Consider the following 19,206-nt stretch of genomic DNA (forward strand, 5'->3'; position numbering starts at 1 on the left):
CAAAATAAATTTATCAAGTCGACAAATTGATTTGATTGATCTTTATAGCCGACTAGTTTAACAATATAAGCGTAACAAACTAGTCAACTTTAAGGGCCAAAAACCCCCTTGTTCGAAGCGCTAAATAAATTTAACTTCTTAAAAAAGAAAGATAAGTTTAATTTACTAAAGTAAATACACTATAGTAAACGGTATTAAAAACACACCATCTATGAGAAATTATTATGATTAATGGCTTACTTCACGCCCTTGTACTTGATGAGCAAGGCGGTGCGCGCACTATAGAAAACAGCGCCGAACTACATAATTGGCAACCAGAGCAAGGCAAGCTTTGGGTGCACATGGATTATAGCCAAGCTGACGTTGTCACTTGGCTAAAAGGCTGTGAATTTTTAACCGACTACGAATTAGAGTCGCTAACTGCAGACGAAACTCGTCCACGTATCACCTCTGCTACAAACGGCCATATGTTATTTTTACGCGGTATTAATTTAAATCCGGCACAAAGCCCTGAAGACATGGTTTCAATTCGCCTTTTTATTAACGATGATATTGTTATTACTACCCGAAAGCGTCGCTTACTATCTATTCAAGATATTTTAGCTTCATTTAGTAACAATACCGGTCCGCGCAGTATTTCTGAACTCGTCTGCACTATCACCCAAAAACTCACTTCCCGTATGGAAAGTGTTATTGATGCTTTAGATGAAACCCTAGATGAATTTGAAGAAGAAATAGATGAGCCAAGCAAAAAGTTTGATAATCAAGGTTTGTCGCAATTACGTCGGCAAACTATTGCTTTAAAACGCTATTTAAAGCCACAAAAAGAAGCGCTTATTAGCATGGTTAATCATCACTATTCATGGCTCTTCGATGAGGATAAAGCTAAGCTTAATGAAACCACTAATTTACTAACTCGTTACCTTGAAGAATTAGACAGCTCAATAGAGCGGGCACAAATTATTCAACAAACAGTCACTAACCAAGTATCTGAGCAGCTAAATCAGCGTATGTATGTTATGTCGGTGGTGGCTGCATTATTTTTGCCACTGGGCTTTTTAACCGGCTTATTAGGCGTAAACGTAGGCGGCATACCTGGCACAGAAAGCCCTTATGCGTTCACTTTATTCGTCGTGTTTTTAGTTGTACTTACCGGCAGTATTGGCGTGTACTTTAAAAATAAAAAATGGCTGTAACAATATAAATTAATTATTTAGTGGAAGTAACGCGCTACGGGTAAAGCAATAAGCAAAGATAGCTTATAAATACGCTAGGTAATTTAAGGTGAGTCGCATCAGGTTTTTATGCAATAAAAATCTGATGCGGCTCTAAACACGCAAAAAAATTCAAATATAAAACCCTCTATATTCTCCTAAAAACAAACTACACCAAAATAAAGCAACAATTTAATTACAATAAACTAGCAAAACTCTTAACTATTTGTTACTAATATAGGAAATAATAACTAGGAAGCTCTGATAGTATTGCCTCCTAGTCTTTCTCTATAATGCCTTTAAGCAAGTGACCGCTTTAGGAGTTATTGTGTGACCAAATTAGTACTGTGGTTTATTTTTGCGTCTTTGACCTTATTAAGTTGTAGCTCGGTTAAAAAGCCAACTTTTAATAGCGATATTGTAGTGATTGATGTAGCTGATTTGAACCAATATTGGGTCGCTAAGACATCTAAGGTAGTTTTCTTACCTGGGCGTCCAAAGTAGATACCTAAAGGAATGGGTAAAGCATCTTTTTTTATTACTATTGATTCTAACGGAACTTTGGTTAGTAGAGAGTTAATTGACTCCATACCTAATGATTGGATGACACAAAAAATATTAGATAAAATGCCAATACAACAATATAAGCCTTCCATAACTAACCCGACTAAAATTCCGGTTAAGGTTAAAATAAACTCAGAATTAAAGGCACTTGTTGATATAACTTAATACTGATTAAACGTGAATATTTAAAACACCAAACTGCAACATCTGGTTGCTTTATATTTTAAGGAAAAATAATGAGAAAACTCGGAATTTCAATTGCTTTATTAGCTTTAGCAGGATGTGCATCAACAAATTATTCAGATTTTGACGTTAGTGAAGCTGTAATATCAAAGCTTAAAATTAACGAAACTCATAATTTAAATGAAAGGCAGCATAAGCTAGAAATATCTTTTGATTATGAAATATCTGAATATGTAGATGCGAACAATTTATATAATTGCTCTGTACAATTTTTAGCTTTAGATGGCACAACAATCTCAATATCAAATGGTAAAAAATCACCTTGTGAGTTGAATAAAGCCAAAGGCGAAAAATCTATAGTATGGCCAACCATATTAGATAAGGCGCACTCTCCTTCTGAAGAGCAGCTTTCTAAAATAAAGTACCCTATAGAATACTTTATAGCTATTCATCAACGAACTGGTAAAAACACGAATCGAATAATCGGAAAGTCCGCCATCCAAGTTAGCACGGTAAAAATATAGCTCACTAATTACCTAATACAGTTTGTAGAGATTATACCAATATAAAAAAGGCGAACATTTTACAATGTTCGCCTTTTTTATAGCTGCTACGCTTACTCTTGAAAGTAAGTGCCCCAACCGTCATATTCTACTTCGCATTCAACAGCAAGTGCTGCTAGCTTATCAACGTCTTCCATTATTACGTCAACATCAAGCTCTGACTCAACAACTATGTCAAAGCTCCAAATTTTTGCACCGTCTTCAAGCTCAAGCTCTGCTGGCTCTTCTACATCGTAGCCTAATTTAAAAGCGGCTAATGCGGCCTGCTCTAACTTAGGGAAGTCTTCACATACAAAGTGATGTTCTACTTCGTAAAGTATTTCAGGGTCTGAACCATCTTCGAGTAATGAAGATACGATGTCTTCACTTATTTCACGCCAGTTTTCCATTAATTTTCTCTCACTTGAGCATCTAATTCAGTTATTTTAGCAGCCATAATACTGTGCACACTTTTAGCGTGCTCGCGCGCGCTGATGTTTTTATCAAGCGATATGGGGGCTAACATTTCAATATAAATTGTACCATTATCCCAACGATTTAGTTTAATGGTTTTATGCGTTGTGCTCATACATACGGGCACTATGGGTACTTGCGCACTTAAAGCGGTATGAAATGCGCCTGTTTTTAAAGGTAATAAACCGCGTCCGTAACTGCGTGTACCTTCTGCAAACATCCATACTGATAAGCCATTTTTCTTTATTTTTTCAGCGGCTTTAGAAATAGTTCCCGCAGCTTTTGAGCGGTTTGTACGATCAATTAAAATATTCCCCGAAAGCCAATACAACTGACCAAAAAATGGCACCCACTTTAAGCTTTTTTTACCTACGCTAACACAGTTTTTAGGCACCATTGCAGGAATAGTAAATAAGTCATAACTATTTTGATGATTTGCCACATAAACCGCAGGACCAAGATTTACGCTATCCGGATGATGTTTTAGTACAACTTTAACGCCCAGCATTTTTGCTACTGAGCCAAACCAGCTCGCTATAATATGCACATTATTAGGATGAAATGGCCTCACTATTGATAACAGTAACCCAAAAATACAACTTAATAATATAAACAACAGCATAATAAAAATACGTATAACAGCAAGCAACAGAGCGTCTCCAAATATAATCGCGTTAAGCCAGCGGCTATTATAACGTTATTTTATGATCTACACGAGAAAATAGCGCACAAGTGTACGCTCAATTTTACAACAAACTAAATTTATAACAAAAAAATGGCCTGCATAAGCAAGCCGTTTAATATGAGCGAATGTGAATTAATCGCTACTCATCAATAGCATTTTCAATTGGCTCGTCATTTTGCGGGCTAAACTCTACAACAGCTTCATCTACTCTTTGTAGGCCTCGTGGTAGTTTATTACCCCTACGCCCTCGCTCGCCATAATAATGCTCTAAATCACTTGGTTTAAGCGTTAGTTTTCGCTTACCTGCATGCAGCGTTACACTACTGCCCTCAGGCACTACTGCTAATACTTTTACAAACTCTTCGCGGGCTTGTACTTTAGCCCCCGGAATAGAAATTATTTTATTACCTTTACCTTTACCTAATTTTGGTAAGTCGCGCAGCGGAAATAACAACATCCGCCCTTCGTTGGAAATGGCCATACAATAATCACTAGCGACCTCGTTAACCCTAATTGGCGACAGTAATAAACCGCCTTTAGGTACGCTCACCAATGCTTTGCCGTTTTTGTTTTTACTCACTAAGTCTTTAAAGTCAGTAATAAAGCCATAACCTGCGTCTGATGCCATAAGTAATACTTGGTTATCTTCACCCATTACTACGTGCTCAAAGTTAGCGCCTGCACTAAGGTTAAAACGCCCTGTCATGGGCTCACCTTGGCTACGTGCTGAGGGCAGGCTATGCGCATCGGTTGCAAACGCTCGTCCTGCTGAATCTAAAAACACGGCGGGCTGATTACTCTTACCCCGAGCTGAGGCTCTATAAGCATCACCGGCTCGATAACTTAACCCTTGCACATCTAAATCATGTCCTTTGCCAACGCGTGCCCAGCCCTTGTCTGAAAGCACCACAGTGACCGACTCTGATGGGATTAAATCTTTTTCATTTAACGCTTTTGCTTCTAGGCGTTCAACAACTGGCGAGCGACGGTCGTCGCCATATATTTCAGCCGCTTCTTGAATTTCTTTTTTAAGCAACGTTGACATACGACGATCTGAGCCTAGCGTTTGCTGCAATTTATCACGCTCTTTAGCGAGTTCATCTTGCTCACCACGTATTTTAAATTCTTCTAACTTAGCTAAATGACGAAGTTTTAGCTCTAAAATAGCTTCTGCTTGTATGTCTGTTAAATCAAAGCGCTCCATTAATACTGGCTTTGGTTTATCTTCGCTGCGAATAATTTCAATCACTTCGTCAATATTTAAAAAGGCTGCTAATAAGCCTTCTAAAATATGTAAACGCGCTAACACTTTATCTAAACGATATTGTAGACGTCGACGTACTGTTTCGCGTCTAAACACTAACCACTCGGTTAAAATAGTCAGTAAATTTTTAACTTGCGGACGCCCATCTAGGCCAAGCATATTTAAGTTTACACGATAGCTTTTTTCTAGATCTGTGGTGGCAAATAAGTGCGCCATTAACGGCTCAGCTTTAATGCGATTTGAACGCGGAATAATGACGATTCGAGTCGGGTTTTCGTGATCTGACTCATCGCGTAAATCGGCTACCATTGGCAGCTTTTTAGCGTTCATTTGCGCTGCAATTTGCTCCAGTACTTTACCACCAGAGCACTGATGTGGCAGTGCGGTAATAACTATATCACCCTGTTCTTGCGTATAAACTGCACGCATTTTGATTGAACCACGCCCAGTTTTATATATTTTGTGAATATCGGCTTTTGGGGTAATTATTTCTGCGTCTGTAGGGTAATCTGGCGCATGTACCAAGGTGAGTAATTCTTCAAGCTCAGTTTTTGGTTTATCAAGTAATAAGCAACAGGCACTGGCTACTTCACGCACATTATGAGGCGGAATATCGGTTGCCATACCAACTGCAATACCCGTTATACCATTGAGTAATATATGCGGTAAACGCGATGGCAGTACCACAGGCTCATCCATGGTGCCGTCAAAGTTTGGCGTCCAATCTACCGTCCCTTGGCCTAGCTCTTTGAGGAGTATTTCAGAGAACTTAGATAAACGTGCTTCGGTATAACGCATTGCCGCAAACGATTTAGGATCGTCGGCCGCGCCCCAGTTTCCTTGCCCGTCAACCAATGGATAACGATAAGAAAACGGCTGCGCCATTAATACCATTGCTTCATAACAGGCACTATCACCATGGGGATGGTATTTACCTAGTACGTCACCTACGGTACGGGCTGATTTTTTATACTTGGCATTAGCCGATAATCCCAGCTCGCTCATAGCATAAATAATACGTCGCTGTACTGGTTTTAAGCCATCGCCCACATGGGGTAATGCCCTATCCATAATTACGTACATAGAATAGTTTAAGTAGGCGTCTTCGGTAAAACGCCCCATTGTTTGTTGCTCAATTCCTTGCATTAGCAAGGTATCTGTATCACTCATTAAAGCTTACCTAGTTTTTCTTATAGCTTACACGGTAGATCACATTGGCGTAATCATCGCTTACCAATAGACTGCCGTCACCTAATTCTGCAAATGCAACAGGGCGTCCATATGTTGTTTCGTCTTGCATAAAGCCTGTAATAAATGGCGTATATTTAGTTACACGGCCTTGCTCAATGCTCGCTAATGCCACTTTATAACCTGACTTTTTAGAACGGTTCCACGAGCCATGTTCAGCAACAAATAATTGCTGCTTATAGTTTGCTGGAAATTGTTTACCGTTATAAAAATGAATGCCTAAAGGCGCTACATGTGCCGGTAATGCTAGTGCAGGTGAAGTATAGTCAGCAATTTTTTTACCTTTTCCAAATTCAGGGTCAATAATTGCGCCCGCGTGAATATACGGAAAACCAAAATGCTCGCCCTCTTTAGTGACTCTATTTAGCTCATCTGGCGGAATGTCATCCCCCATCATGTCGCGACCATTGTCGCTAAACCATAACGCTTGTGTGCTAGGGTGAAAGTCAAACCCTACTGAGTTACGTACGCCTTGCGCCAGTGTAGTAATTTGCTTGGTTTCTACGTTTAACGCAAAAATACGGCCAAAACGCTCGTCTTCAGCGCAAATATTACAAGGTACACCAACCGGAATTATTAGCTCGCCAGTTGGGGCAAAGCGTAAAAATTTCCAACCATGATGGCGCTCTGATGGCAGCGCATCGTAAAGCACCTCAAACTGTGGATTTTTTAGTTGCGTATCAATATTTTTAAAACGAATGATGCGGTGTACTTCACCAACATATAAATCGCCATCTTTAATTGCTAAACCTGAAGGCATATTTAAGCCCTCTGCAACCAGCATTTTTTTATCTGCTACGCCATCGCTGTTATGATCAATAAGTGCATATACATTGCCTGCTTTGCGCGAGCCAACATATACTATGCCTTTTTTTGATACTACAACTTGCCGTGCATTTTCAACATCACTGGCAAATAAGCTAAGCTCAAACCCCGGGGCTACCGTGAGTTTATCTAATATATTTTTAGCCATTACGGTATTGCTAGTTAAACCTAGTAATAGCACTATTTTTAGTACCGTATTCATATATTCTCCTTGTTTTTTTAAACGCAGACGCTAATTAAACTTGTGCCTTGTTACCGTGATCCTCTAGCCATTGACGCCTATCTGCAGAGCGTTTTTTAGCCAGTAACATATCCATCATTTCCATGGTTAATTCTTCTTCATCCAAGGTGAGTTGCACTAAACGCCGGGTATTTGGATCCATAGTAGTTTCACGCAGTTGCAACGGGTTCATTTCACCCAAGCCTTTAAATCGCTGTACGTTTACTTTACCGCGTTTTTTCTCAGCTTCAATGCGCGCTAAAATACCGGTTTTTTCGTCTTCATCTAGTGCGTAATAAACATCTTTACCAATATCGATTCTAAAAAGTGGTGGCATAGCAACATACACATGCCCTGCTTTTACTAGTGGCTTAAAGTGGCGCACAAATAAGGCGCACAATAGGGTAGCTATGTGTAACCCATCCGAGTCAGCATCGGCTAATATACATATTTTATTATAGCGCAGCGCTGTTAAATCGTCTGAATCTGGGTCTATACCTAATGCCACCGAAATATCGTGCACCTCTTGCGATGCTAATATTTGCCCAGAATCAACTTCCCAAGTATTTAATATTTTACCACGCAGCGGCATTATTGCTTGAAACTCACGGTCTCGCGCTTGCTTAGCCGAGCCACCTGCCGAGTCACCTTCTACTAAAAATAGCTCGGTGCGATCGTTATCTGCGGCACTACAATCGGTTAATTTTCCCGGAAGTGCAGGCCCTGCGGTTACGCGTTTACGGATCACTTTTTTAGCAGCACGTAAACGTCGCTGCGCATTAGAAATACACAATTCAGAGAGTTGCTCTGCAATATCGGTATGCTCGTTTAGCCATAAACTAAAGGAGTCTTTTACTACGCCCGATACAAATGCCGCACATGAGCGTGACGATAACTTTTCTTTAGTTTGACCGGCAAACTGCGGATCTTGCATTTTAACTGAAAGCACATAACTACAACGCTCCCAAATATCATCTGGGGTGAGTTTTACACCTCGTGGTAATAAATTTCTAAACTCACAAAACTCACGCATTGCCTCAAGTAAACCTTGGCGTAAACCGTTTACATGAGTACCGCCTTGTGCGGTAGGTATTAAGTTTACGTAACTTTCAGCTATTGACTCGCCCCCTTCAGGTAGCCAAATCAATGCCCAGTCAGCACCTTCAATTGAGCTTGAAAACTCACCTACAAAGGGCACATCTGGTAATGTTTCGTAGCCTTTAATGGCTTCAATTAAGTAATCTTTTAAACCCGTTTCGTAAAACCATTCTTGGGTTTCTTTAGTTTGCTTATTAACAAACTTAATGCGTAAGCCTGGGCATAACACGGCTTTAGCTTTTAATAAGTGATTTAGTTTAGTGATTGAATAGTTAGGCGAATCAAAGTAACTAACGTCTGGCCAAAAACGTACTGTGGTACCGGTATTGCGCTTACCCACCACGCCAATTACGCTTAAGTCTTCAACTTTTTCGCCATTTTCAAATGCCATTCTGTATTGCTGGGCATCTCGTCTAACGGTCACTTCTACGCGGGTTGATAGCGCATTTACAACCGAAATACCAACGCCGTGTAAACCACCCGAAAACTGATAGTTTTTGTTAGAAAACTTACCACCAGCATGCAGTTTGGTAAATATTAGCTCAACCCCGGGAATACCTTCCTCTGGGTGAATATCAATAGGCATACCACGGCCATCGTCACTCACTTCGAGCGAGTTATCTTCGTGTAAGATCACATCTATTCGAGTGGCATGGCCGGCCATTGCTTCATCGACACTATTATCGATAACTTCTTGGCCTAAATGATTTGGCCGCGAGGTATCTGTATACATACCGGGGCGGCGTTTTACCGGATCTAACCCATTGAGTACTTCAATAGCTTCGGCGTTATAATTTTGCTGACTCATAATTTTTATCTTTATATGCGCTAACTAGTTTTATTTAATTTAAGAAAATCGACAATGCTTGCAATAGTGCGCTCAAAGCCAATAAAGCTGTGATCACCACCAAATTCTATTAATTGCTTACAGTGTGAATAATAATTTACTGCGTGTTGAAAATTTAACACTTCATCACCCGTTTGTTGCAACAAGTACAACAACTCAGGGTGCTTTAACTCGCTCAATGTTAATACTTTTAAAGCATCTATATGACGGTTATTTAGTTCATAATTATAATCTTGATACGGATTATAATTTGCCCCAAGTAAAGGCTGTAATAAATTGCCCGGTGCTACCGCTGGGTTAATAACCACCGCAGGAATATGATAACGCTGCGATAAATAGGTGGCAAAAAAACCGCCTAATGAACTACCTAATAACGCGGTATTAGGTGTGATTAACTGCTCTAACTCGATAATAGCTTGCAGAGGTTCGTGGTTTAAACGTGGCACATAATAGTCAACATCATAGTGTGCCATAAGCTCACCAAAGCGCACAGCTTTATATGATTTTTCAGAACTATTAAAACCGTGAATATAAATTACGCGCTTAACCATATCACGTCCGTATTTATATGCACTTGCCCTTGCGATGAGTTTATATAAAGCATTCTATAAGCTGGGCCATTATTTTGCTGTTGCCACGCTTTACTGTGCTTAGTAAATTGCACTGAGCTTGCCGGCGTAGCGTAAATATCAAGCTCTCTAAAACATTGCGTATAATCATTATGCACATGACCATGAATAAGCGCAGCAACATTGCCATTATTAACCAACGTATTTAATAGTTGTGGGCCATTTTCGAGCATATGTTTATCTAAATAACCGTTTATTGGCAACGGATTATGATGGCAAAATACCAGTTGCTTGCTAACTGGCTGCGCTAAACAATCGGATATTTCATTTAAATGCTCACTTGTCACCCAACCGGCTGGAGTGAGCCCTTTGGAGTTAATAAGTAATAGCTCAATATCAGTGCTTGCGTTATTAGTTAGGTTATTAGCCACTAAGCGTTTTGCCGCTTTTATTTGTCCACCACTGATTTGCTCAAGCAAGGCAATTTCGTCATGATTACCTGGTAGCCAAAATACTGGGCAAGTAAGTGTACTGTTGCTTATAAGCTCACTAAATAATAAGTAAGATTCCACACTATGATCTTGTGTTAAATCACCGCCAAATACCACTGCATCTAGTTGTTGTAACGCCATATGTTCAAGCGCTTGTTGAAAATATGTGGCTGTATTTACCCCAAAGTACTCAGCATTTCTATCGGCAAATAAATGGCAATCTGTAACATGAGCAATACGTAAAGATGGCTTATTAAAAGTATAAGTATCATCAAACCAAGCCATTATTTACATCCCAATTTAGCGTGGCTTGGCCATGCTCAACACACGCCACCAGCCAATCATATAAAAAGGCGTTAAGCTGATATTTTTCATCTTTTTGATGCATTTTAGGATTAGGATAACCGTAAGAAGGTTTTATGCGCTGATGATAGTCGTGATGAATAATTTCGGCCACTTTCGCATCATTATAAAGCCTAACGGTTAAGTATAATGGGGTAATGCCTTTTACCATTCCTGATAGCTGTTTAATTGACACATCCATAGTGTATTTAGCCATGTCATCTATTTTTACAGCAAACTCACTGTTACCCAACTTTACCTCGCGAATACTCTGTTTAGTTTGCTCGCTTGGTAATAACTTTAAAAGCCGCACGTAATTATGCTCGCAAAGTGTTAAATACTTTGGAAGGTTTTGAATATATCTTTGGGTTGCTAAAAGTGCTGTCAAAGTACCGCCATTACAATTTATAAATTACTATTTATGTATAAAATTTATGCCCACTTGTTGATCATACCATCACGATTGAGCGCTAACCATTGCAAACAAATAACCGTTGCAGCATTGTCTATTTCCCCACTATTAAGCCGTGCCAGTGCATCATCTAGTGTTAATATATGGGTTTTAATATCCTCCCCTTCCGTTTCTAAACCGTAAACTCCGCTGTTTACTTGGCTTAAATCGGCGCGGGCTAAATATAAATGTAACCGCTCAGTAGTGCCGCCGGGGCTTGAAAGATACGAAAGCATAAACTCGAGCTCGGTTAAATTAAGTCCGGCTTCTTCATAGGCTTCTTTTTTTACTACCGCTGCATAATCCTCACTGCCATCGGTCATACCTGCAATACATTCTAACAGCCATGGCGAATGTTTGCTTTTTATTGCACCAATGCGTATTTGCTCTATTAATAACACTGTATCGGTTACAGGGTCGTAAGGCAGCACGGCAATAGCATCGCCGCGTTCTAAAATTTCACGGCTAATGAGTTGCGACTCGCCACCGGCAAATAATGCATGTTCAAATTGATATAAGTTAATTTTAAAAAAACCATCGTAAAGGTTAGTAATAGGTTTTAATCTCACATCTTGGTGAGTAAATTCGATCAACTTTTTATTGGTCATATAACTACCTCTTACTTATTTTAATAAACTAAAGTGGATTAATATATTCTGTTACACTTACAAACATTGTTTTACTCATTTTTTTTTTTAGTTATGAGCCAAAACAGGTTAACATGCCCAATAGTATAAAATTTGTCTAAGGACCGAACCACACATGAAAAAGAACATCCTTGCGGCGCTGGTTAGTTTATCATGCGCAATTGGCGCTACAGCTGCTCACGCTGAAGATTTACTGCAAGTTTTTGAAATTGCGACAGCAAACGATCCTACCGTGTTAAAGGCAAAAGCCCAAGCGGATGCACAATCTTATCAAAGTGATCGTGCGATGAGCGCATTATTACCTCAAATAGGTTTAAGCTTAGGCTACGAAAAAAGTGACTCTACCTCTTTTCAAGTTGATGAAAGTACCTTCAACCAAGTTAAACTAGAAAGCGATACTGACCAATTCACTCGTGGTGTTAGCTTAAGCCAAACACTGTTTGATTTAGGCGCATGGAATAACCTAGGTATTGCTGATAAACAAGCTTTACAAGCCAGTGCACAGTACGATTTTGCTAAGCAAGATTTAATAGTACGTGTTGCCGATGGTTACTTTAATGTATTAAGTGCTATCGATAGCCTTGAATTTGTTAAAGCTGAAAAGCGCGCTATTGAACGCCAATTAGAGCAAACAAAGCAACGCTACGCGGTAGGCCTAACTGCTATTACCGACGTACACGAAGCCCAAGCTCAGTTTGATAACTCAGTAGCACAAGAAATTGTTGCCGGTAATGCCGTAGAAACAGCACGTGAACTACTGCGCGAAATAACAGGTAAGTACCACGCAAAACTTGACGTTTTAAATACCGAAACATTTTCAACTGTAAAGCCAAATAAACCCTCTAGCGACTTAGTTAAAGTGGCTGAAGAAAAGAACTTAAATTTACAAGTAGCAAAAGTCACAGTTGATATAGCTAAAGATCAAATTGAGCTAGCGAAAGCAGGCCACTACCCAAAATTAACACTTGATGCGCGTTACGGTGATTCTTTAACCAATCGCGACACAAACGGTGCAAGTTTTGATAACCAACCTCGTGCCGATTCGACCACTATAGGTATTAACTTTAGTGTGCCTCTTTACTCAGGTGGTGCCACGGTTGCTGCAACTAATCAAGCACGTGCATTTTACGTCGCTGCAAGCCAAGATTACGAAACTAACTATCGCGCAGTTACACGCACAGTTATTACTTCTTATAATCAAGTGGTTTCAGATATAGCGACCTTTAGAGCGCTAGAGCAAGCGGTTATATCTGCCGAGAGTGCACTTAAAGCAACTGAAGCAGGTTTTGAAGTAGGTACTCGTACTATTGTTGATGTACTTGTTAGTACACAAAATTTGTACAATGCAAAACGTAACCTTGCCAATGTTCGCTATCGCTACGTGGTATCTACGCTGCGTTTAAAGCAAGCAACAGGAACACTGACAAATGCTGACTTAATGGCGATTAATAAAGGTTTAAACGCAATTTAACACAGCTTAGTCTAGTAACTAAAAAGCCAGCATTTTGCTGGCTTTTTGTGTTTTATAGCGCTTAGCGTTAAACTAGCGTTTTTATTATTAGAGAATTTTTTGTGGTTACCTCATCTCCTTTTAAAATATCTTTTTTGGGTCCTCGTTACTGGTTAACTTGGGTGGGTGTTTTCTTTTTATATTTAATTTCATGGCTACCACAAAAGCTACAACTAGCAATGGGCAAGCAGCTTGGCCGATTAGTGCATAAATATATGAAACGACGCCGCCATATTGCTGAGGTAAATATAAAACACTGCTTCCCAGATATGAGCGAAGCAGACCAGCAAGCATTAGTATTAAAAAACATGGAAAATACCGGAATGGCTATGGTCGAAACTGGTATGGCATGGTGGTGGCCAAAGTGGCGAGTACAAAAAGCTTACGGCTCAATTAAAGGGCTTGAGCACTTTGAGCGCATTCAAGCGTCGGGCAAAGGCGTGTTAATGCTAGTTCCGCATATTTTGCATCTTGAAATGGCGAGCCGTGTAATGGGATTAAAATACCAAGGCTTAGGTTTTTATCGCCCGCACAACAATCCGCTTATGGAATACTTTACTACCAATGGCCGCTTGCGCTCTAACGAATATTTAATTGGCCGAAAAGACGTAAAAGGTTTATTAAAAGCACTTAAAAACAAAAAAATATGTTACTACTTACCTGATCAAGATTATGGTCGTAAGCATTGTGAATTTGTGCCATTTTTTGCCGTACCAGACACAGCAACAACCACAGGAACGCTAATGTTTGCAGCCAGTAAACACTGTGAAACAGTTAGTTTAGTTAGCCGTCGCGACGAACACGGTAAATACCACTTAGAAGTATTACCTGAACTTGAAAACTTCCCCAGTGGCGACAAGAAAGCCGATGTCACTCGTGTTAACCAACGTATAGAGCAAGCAATTAATGCCGCTCCTGAGCAATATATGTGGCTACACCGCCGTTTTAAAACACGCCCCGATGAAAATAGCACTTCTTTTTATTAAAAGTAATGGTATAACAATAGATAATAAAAATAAAAATGAGTACCAACTATGTGGTTCTGGATTAAACATTTATCACTGGCTGCGGGGCTAATAATTCTCGCAGTCTACTTTTTATTAGGTGATGGTCCAGTATTTGATTTTAAAGAATCAAACAATGCAGCGGCGCAAGGATTAAGTCGGTTTTACTCTTCAATTCGTAATAAAGTGAGCGACGAGCAAGGTAAGTTTGTATTGCAGCTTAAAAAGCCAGAACAAACTCTTGAGCGTGTTTTAGCTGAGCGCATGCGTATTATTGAACCGATTCCAAAAACCTGGACAGGTAAAATTGAGCCTCGACGCTTTGAAAACGGGTCAACACTAAAAAAGGCGTTATCGCAATATGCCAGTAATGAAGGCATAGAGTTATATTGGTATTTAAGTAAAGATTACGTCGTTAAAGATCATTTTAGAGTCGATAGCAATTTCACTTCTACCTTGTATCAAGTAGGGCGTGCAATTAACGACGACTTTGAAAACGAAGTATACACTTACTTATGTCATAAACAGCGCGCGGCCGTAATTACTGAACTACCTTCTGAATTTGTTCGCACTAACTGCTTACAACTTAAAACTTGAACTTAATAATTAGCACTTTGATACTCATCTGAGTATCAAAGTGACGCGCGCTTAACCAAAGTTCAAGTTAACTTAATTCAAACACAGTTTGCCAGATTGCAGTTACATTTTTAATGTCATCACTAAATTGTGCACGCTCTGCGCGGCGCCCTTGCTGATCTAAACTCAACACATGATAGCGCGAACGGTAATTAATATACGCCTGAATTAATTGCTGCTTTTGCGCCTTGGTAATGCAGCCAAGCTTTGCAGCATCAGTTAAAATTCTGACGTTATCGGAATACACACATAGCTCTTCAAATTGTTGCGCATAATTTAGCACTAAGTACTGAGTAATAAATTCAATATCTGTCATTGCGCCAACATCTTGCTTTAAATCAAATTGCTGCTCATTTCCTGTTGCTAAATGTTCACGCATTTTTTCACGCATTTTTATTACATCGTCTTTGAGCACTTTTTTATCGCGCGGCTGACACAGTATATTTTTACGAATTTGCGCAAAACGCTCAACAAATTCAGCTTGCCCTAAAATCAGCCTAGCTCGCACTAGCGCTTGATGCTCCCACGTCCATGCCTGTGTTTGTTGGTAATGATTAAAGCTCTCTAGGTTAATTGCCAGCAACCCCGATGCGCCTTCAGGGCGTAGTCGTGTATCAAGCTCATATAAAATCCCCGAAGCGGTTCGGGTATTAAATAAATGCATTAAACGTTGCGCCAATTTTAAATAAAATTGCCTTGAATCTATTGGCTTTACACCATTAGTTTGGCTGCTGCCATCGTGGTTATGTACAAAGACTAAATCTAAATCAGAGTCATAACCCACTTCAAAGCCACCGGTTTTACCATAGGCAATAACCGCAAAACCTTTGCTTTCGTCGTTAGTACTAGGTGGCATACCAAAGCGTTTTACACAATTGTGCCATGCAATATTAACGGCCTGATCGACAATAGCCTCCGCCAGTGCCGTTAAATGATCGCTCACCTTCATTACATCCATAACATCGGTGGCATCGGCAGCGGCAATTCGTAACTGATGCGTTTGTTTAAACTGTCGTAACGCCTCCATTTGCATTTCTAAGTCGTCGGGCTCAATACGTAAAAAATATTGCCTAATTTCGTCTTTATAGGCGCTTAAAGGTGTTGGCTTATAAAGTACTGCGGGGTCTATTAGCTCATCAAGCAAAATAGGGTAAAGCGAAATATGCTCACCTATCCATTTACTATAACAACACAATAATACTAACTGCTTTAAGGCACCTGGGTTTTCGTATAACAGCTCTAAATAGGCGGTACGCGAAATTATTTTATTGAGTATTTGGCAAATAACATTAAATGTTTCGGCAGTGGCATTAAAGTCGTTCATTTGTTTGAGTAAAACCGGCATTAATTTATCAAGAATATTACGCCCTCGATTACCCACTTTTGCTTTAGATATACGTTGTTTAAAGTCGTGTAGTGGTGTTTGCCAATCTTCCCTGGGATCATTTAAAAAACTCACATCACCATGATCCCAAGTACTAATAAATGCGCCTTCGCAAGTATCTAGCGGCTCGGTTTCCTCCCCTATTACATGATTAAACTCATTATGAATTTGCCCCATTACATGCTCTAAATAGCTTAACGTAGCGCTAAAGTCGGGCTGATTGAGTAAATAGTTTAAACGTTGCTGATTTAGCTCCTCATCCGGGAGGGTTTGCGTTTGTTGGTCATCAAATATTTGTAGGTACTGCTCTACTTTACGCAGGTATAAGTAGTTTTTTTGCAGATCTTTTGCTTCAAGCTCATCAATTACTTGGCTTAAGCTAAGCTCTTTAAGGGCGTGTAATAATGATTGAGTTTGCAAATTAGCCTCTCGCCCACCACGTACCATTTGTAGTGCTTGTACAATAAATTCAACTTCTCGTATTCCGCCTGCGCCTAGTTTTATATTGTTGGTTAGGCGCTTACGACGTACTTCTTGAGCAATCATCAACTTCATTTTTCGCAGCGACTCAATCACCGAAAAGTCAATATAGCGTCTATATACAAACGGCTTTAATAGCTGGTTAAACTCGCTAAAATAAATGTTAGGCGTGCCAATTAAGCGCCCTTTTAACATGGCATAACGTTCCCAATCACGGCCTTGCTCTTGGTAATAATCTTCAATTGCATTAAAGCTCATAACTAACGGGCCACTTTCACCAAAAGGTCGCAGTCGCATATCTACTCTAAATACTTGGCCGTCAACGGTCACTTGATTAAGTGCGGTTATTAACTTTTGCGCCACTTTGGTATAAAACACTTGGGCTTCGAGCGAGCGACGCCCGCCTTGAGTTTTAATATTACGAGGATAGGCAAAAATAAGATCTATATCTGATGAGTAATTTAGCTCTTGTCCGCCAAGCTTACCCATTCCTAACACCATTAAAGGCAATGGCTGACCTTGTTCATTTAAAGGCTCACCATTGGTTTTTGCCACCTGTGTATAAGCCCACTGATTTGCACTTTCTATTAGGTTATCTGCTAATTGGCTTACATACTTGATACTATCGGCAATTGGGTTGTCGCAACATAAATCTAAAAAAGCCACTTTAAGCCAGTACTTTTCTCGGTATTGCCGCAGTAATTTATGGCAATCGCGCTCATCAATATTATTTAGGTCTAAGTCAATAAAAGGAGCTGCAATCACCCTATTTTTAATTTCGGTGTTACATAATAACCAGTTTTTTAGCTCAGGTTGCGATGTTAAACAGCGCCATGCAAAGTCACTCAAGGCTAATAACCGTACCAGCGCTAATTCTTGCTTTTGTTGTGGATAAAGCTGTTCGAAGCGTGTTTCGCCAAGTTTTTGTAATTGAATGGGAAGTTGCTTTACGTTACTCATCAATACTCTCTTTTATATCATCAATAACCGTACTAGAATGATTAAAAACCTATTAAGGTAAATACTACTTAGGAAAACCATGTCATATTTGTCATTATCTAACACTAGTTTACTTGCGATTGCTATTAGTTTTATTGTTATTTGCGTGATCATAATGAGCTTAAGAATAACCACTCAACTAAAAGCAAAACAAGCGCTTAAAGATGAGTTAGCGCAGCATGATAACTTTGCAATGGGGATTAGTTTTGCCTCAGAAATATCGGTGGTGATTGCCTCAGTAGCATTTTTATTTGATGAAATAAGCATAAGCACAGCGCAATCGAACCCATTAAAAGTGATCTTTTTAATCGTTTTATTATTTTTATTTATTAAAGTAGGTCACTTAATTCATCGCAAATGGATTTTGCATCGTTTTAATGAAGAAGCCGCTATTTTAAAACAAAATGTCTGCGCCGCACTGGTCGACTCAGGTATGTTAATTGCTAACTGTATTATTACTTTAGGGCTTTACACTTGGACTCACACTCAAGGTTTTAGCAGTTTACTCATTGCCTTTGTAAGTTTTTTTGTACTACAAGGTATGTTTGCTTTTGATAGTAAAATACGTGAATACCACTTTGCCAAAGCTAACCAAGGCGCATCACTACAAAGTAACTTTGGCCTTGAAAATACCTCTATTGGTATTCGTTACGCGGGTAAATCAATTGGTTTATCGCTGGCCGCGTATGCTGGTTTGTCCAGCGCAGCGTTTCAAAATGGTAAGATGGTCGAAAATTTATTTACACTCGTGATGCATTGCGGTGTAATGTGGGTGCTACTTTACAGTTTAACTTATGTAATAAAAAAGATTTCGTTACCAAATATCGATACTTCGCTGGAAATTGATCATCAAGATAATATTGGTATTGCTTGTATCGAATTTGCGGTTTTTTGTGCTGTAGGTTATTTGCTTATTAGTATGTTTTCAATTTAACACCAAGCTGATTAAATATAATATTTAATCAGCTTGTGAACACTTTGCTTAAGTGTAATGGGGCCTTATGCTATTTGATGTAACCAATTATCTGTTAGTTGATATAGATAATGAGTTTAGCAGAGCATTTGCTGAGTACTCTTTTAATCATGCTCAGAGCCAATCACCCAGCGGGTTAATAGCAGCTGGTAGCCACACCCGGCAGTTAGTAAAAATGATGTTTGATGAACTTATAAAAGATTACTGCTATTGCGACTTTGAAAATGAAATTAGTGTATCAGAGCTCGCTACCTACTTGCATGATCATCATAAAATTAAAGGCGTATTATTTAACCGTGTTGATTACTTACTTGGCGATGATAAACAGCGCTTTATTTATAACTCACTACACAAAAGTCGCTTTTTAGTTAGCCAAGACGAAAATGGCTTTTCGTTTAGCCCAGTAACAGACCCAGGGCATTCAAATCACTTATCGTGCCATACCGATATAGCGCAAGCATCACTAAACCTAATAGAGACTGGTGAGCAATTTAATAAAAATAAATAATTGCACCTAGCTCACAGCTTACTTACCATAGCGGCATATAACTTTTAT

General features: G+C 39.4%; 19 protein-coding genes. 9 read left to right on the plus strand and 10 right to left on the minus strand.

The features are described 5' to 3' along the window. The first annotated feature begins 224 nt into the window (after positions 1-224). The 4 genes from RB215_RS12570 to RB215_RS12585 all read left to right on the plus strand — a co-directional run bounded on the left by RB215_RS12570 (position 225) and on the right by RB215_RS12585 (position 2,485). Entirely contained in the window at positions 225-1,196 is a 972-nt protein-coding gene (locus RB215_RS12570; RefSeq protein ID WP_193038447.1) for a zinc transporter ZntB, read from the plus strand. A 348-nt stretch (positions 1,197-1,544) separates the two neighbouring features. Next, positions 1,545-1,718, plus strand: coding sequence for a hypothetical protein (locus RB215_RS12575; RefSeq protein ID WP_157863182.1), 174 nt, complete (start codon positions 1,545-1,547; stop codon positions 1,716-1,718). A gap of 12 nt (positions 1,719-1,730) precedes the next feature. Then, complete coding sequence (locus tag RB215_RS12580) at positions 1,731-1,943, plus strand: hypothetical protein (RefSeq protein WP_011329229.1); 213 nt, start codon at positions 1,731-1,733, stop codon at positions 1,941-1,943. Between the two features lie 71 nt (positions 1,944-2,014). Further along, entirely contained in the window at positions 2,015-2,485 is a 471-nt protein-coding gene (locus RB215_RS12585) for a hypothetical protein (RefSeq protein WP_011329230.1), read from the plus strand. Positions 2,486-2,577: 92 nt separating this feature from the next. On the opposite strand, the gene rraB is transcribed toward RB215_RS12585, so the two are convergent. The 9 genes from rraB to RB215_RS12630 all read right to left on the minus strand — a co-directional run bounded on the left by rraB (position 2,578) and on the right by RB215_RS12630 (position 11,625). Then, the gene (rraB, locus tag RB215_RS12590; RefSeq protein ID WP_011329231.1) at positions 2,578-2,913 is read right to left on the minus strand and encodes a ribonuclease E inhibitor RraB; all 336 of its coding nucleotides are present in this window, start codon (positions 2,911-2,913) and stop codon (positions 2,578-2,580) included. Then, positions 2,913-3,626 carry a 1-acylglycerol-3-phosphate O-acyltransferase gene (locus RB215_RS12595; RefSeq protein ID WP_086995208.1) on the minus strand — a complete coding sequence of 238 codons (714 nt, stop codon included), beginning with the start codon at positions 3,624-3,626 and terminating at the stop codon, positions 2,913-2,915. Before RB215_RS12595 ends, rraB begins: the two co-directional genes overlap by 1 nt. Before the next feature lie 175 nt (positions 3,627-3,801). After that, on the minus strand, positions 3,802-6,096 hold the full coding sequence (gene parC / locus RB215_RS12600; RefSeq protein WP_011329233.1) for a DNA topoisomerase IV subunit A: 2,295 nt from the start codon (positions 6,094-6,096) through the stop codon (positions 3,802-3,804). A 10-nt stretch (positions 6,097-6,106) separates the two neighbouring features. Next, a complete protein-coding gene (locus tag RB215_RS12605) occupies positions 6,107-7,201 on the minus strand; it encodes a PQQ-dependent sugar dehydrogenase (RefSeq protein ID WP_309216514.1) in 1,095 nt (364 codons plus the stop codon). Positions 7,202-7,235: 34 nt separating this feature from the next. Beyond that, a complete protein-coding gene (gene parE, locus RB215_RS12610; RefSeq protein ID WP_011329235.1) occupies positions 7,236-9,125 on the minus strand; it encodes a DNA topoisomerase IV subunit B in 1,890 nt (629 codons plus the stop codon). 20 nt (positions 9,126-9,145) lie between these two features. Continuing rightward, positions 9,146-9,715: a YqiA/YcfP family alpha/beta fold hydrolase gene (locus RB215_RS12615; protein ID WP_011329236.1), complete on the minus strand. Its 570-nt coding sequence runs from the start codon at positions 9,713-9,715 to the stop codon at positions 9,146-9,148. Next, positions 9,700-10,509, minus strand: a complete 810-nt coding sequence (locus RB215_RS12620; RefSeq protein ID WP_182676516.1) for a metallophosphoesterase — start codon at positions 10,507-10,509, stop codon at positions 9,700-9,702. Before RB215_RS12620 ends, RB215_RS12615 begins: the two co-directional genes overlap by 16 nt. Continuing rightward, positions 10,496-10,954, minus strand: coding sequence for a DUF1249 domain-containing protein (locus RB215_RS12625; protein ID WP_058374175.1), 459 nt, complete (start codon positions 10,952-10,954; stop codon positions 10,496-10,498). Before RB215_RS12625 ends, RB215_RS12620 begins: the two co-directional genes overlap by 14 nt. Positions 10,955-10,998: 44 nt before the next feature. Further along, a complete protein-coding gene (locus RB215_RS12630) occupies positions 10,999-11,625 on the minus strand; it encodes an NUDIX domain-containing protein (protein ID WP_011329239.1) in 627 nt (208 codons plus the stop codon). A 154-nt stretch (positions 11,626-11,779) separates the two neighbouring features. Between RB215_RS12630 and tolC the strand changes: the two genes are divergently transcribed. The 3 genes from tolC to RB215_RS12645 all read left to right on the plus strand — a co-directional run bounded on the left by tolC (position 11,780) and on the right by RB215_RS12645 (position 14,775). After that, positions 11,780-13,135, plus strand: coding sequence for an outer membrane channel protein TolC (gene tolC, locus RB215_RS12635; protein WP_182676521.1), 1,356 nt, complete (start codon positions 11,780-11,782; stop codon positions 13,133-13,135). Positions 13,136-13,236: 101 nt separating this feature from the next. Further along, positions 13,237-14,160, plus strand: coding sequence for an LpxL/LpxP family Kdo(2)-lipid IV(A) lauroyl/palmitoleoyl acyltransferase (lpxL, locus tag RB215_RS12640; RefSeq protein ID WP_309216515.1), 924 nt, complete (start codon positions 13,237-13,239; stop codon positions 14,158-14,160). A 48-nt stretch (positions 14,161-14,208) separates the two neighbouring features. Then, positions 14,209-14,775, plus strand: a complete 567-nt coding sequence (locus RB215_RS12645) for a toxin co-regulated pilus biosynthesis Q family protein (RefSeq protein WP_179806956.1) — start codon at positions 14,209-14,211, stop codon at positions 14,773-14,775. 67 nt (positions 14,776-14,842) lie between these two features. Here the strand turns inward: RB215_RS12645 and glnE are convergent, their stop codons facing one another. Beyond that, a complete protein-coding gene (glnE, locus tag RB215_RS12650) occupies positions 14,843-17,638 on the minus strand; it encodes a bifunctional [glutamate--ammonia ligase]-adenylyl-L-tyrosine phosphorylase/[glutamate--ammonia-ligase] adenylyltransferase (RefSeq protein WP_011329243.1) in 2,796 nt (931 codons plus the stop codon). 79 nt (positions 17,639-17,717) lie between these two features. Here glnE and RB215_RS12655 point away from each other — a divergent pair, with 79 nt between their 5' ends. Together RB215_RS12655 and RB215_RS12660 are read left to right on the plus strand one after the other, a co-directional pair. After that, positions 17,718-18,611, plus strand: coding sequence for a hypothetical protein (locus tag RB215_RS12655; RefSeq protein ID WP_011329244.1), 894 nt, complete (start codon positions 17,718-17,720; stop codon positions 18,609-18,611). Between the two features lie 67 nt (positions 18,612-18,678). Then, a complete protein-coding gene (locus RB215_RS12660) occupies positions 18,679-19,158 on the plus strand; it encodes a hypothetical protein (RefSeq protein ID WP_309216516.1) in 480 nt (159 codons plus the stop codon). Positions 19,159-19,206: the final 48 nt, after the last annotated feature.

Source organism: Pseudoalteromonas sp. HL-AS2 (genome assembly GCF_031198805.1).
Classification (GTDB): Bacteria; Pseudomonadota; Gammaproteobacteria; order Enterobacterales; family Alteromonadaceae; genus Pseudoalteromonas; species Pseudoalteromonas nigrifaciens.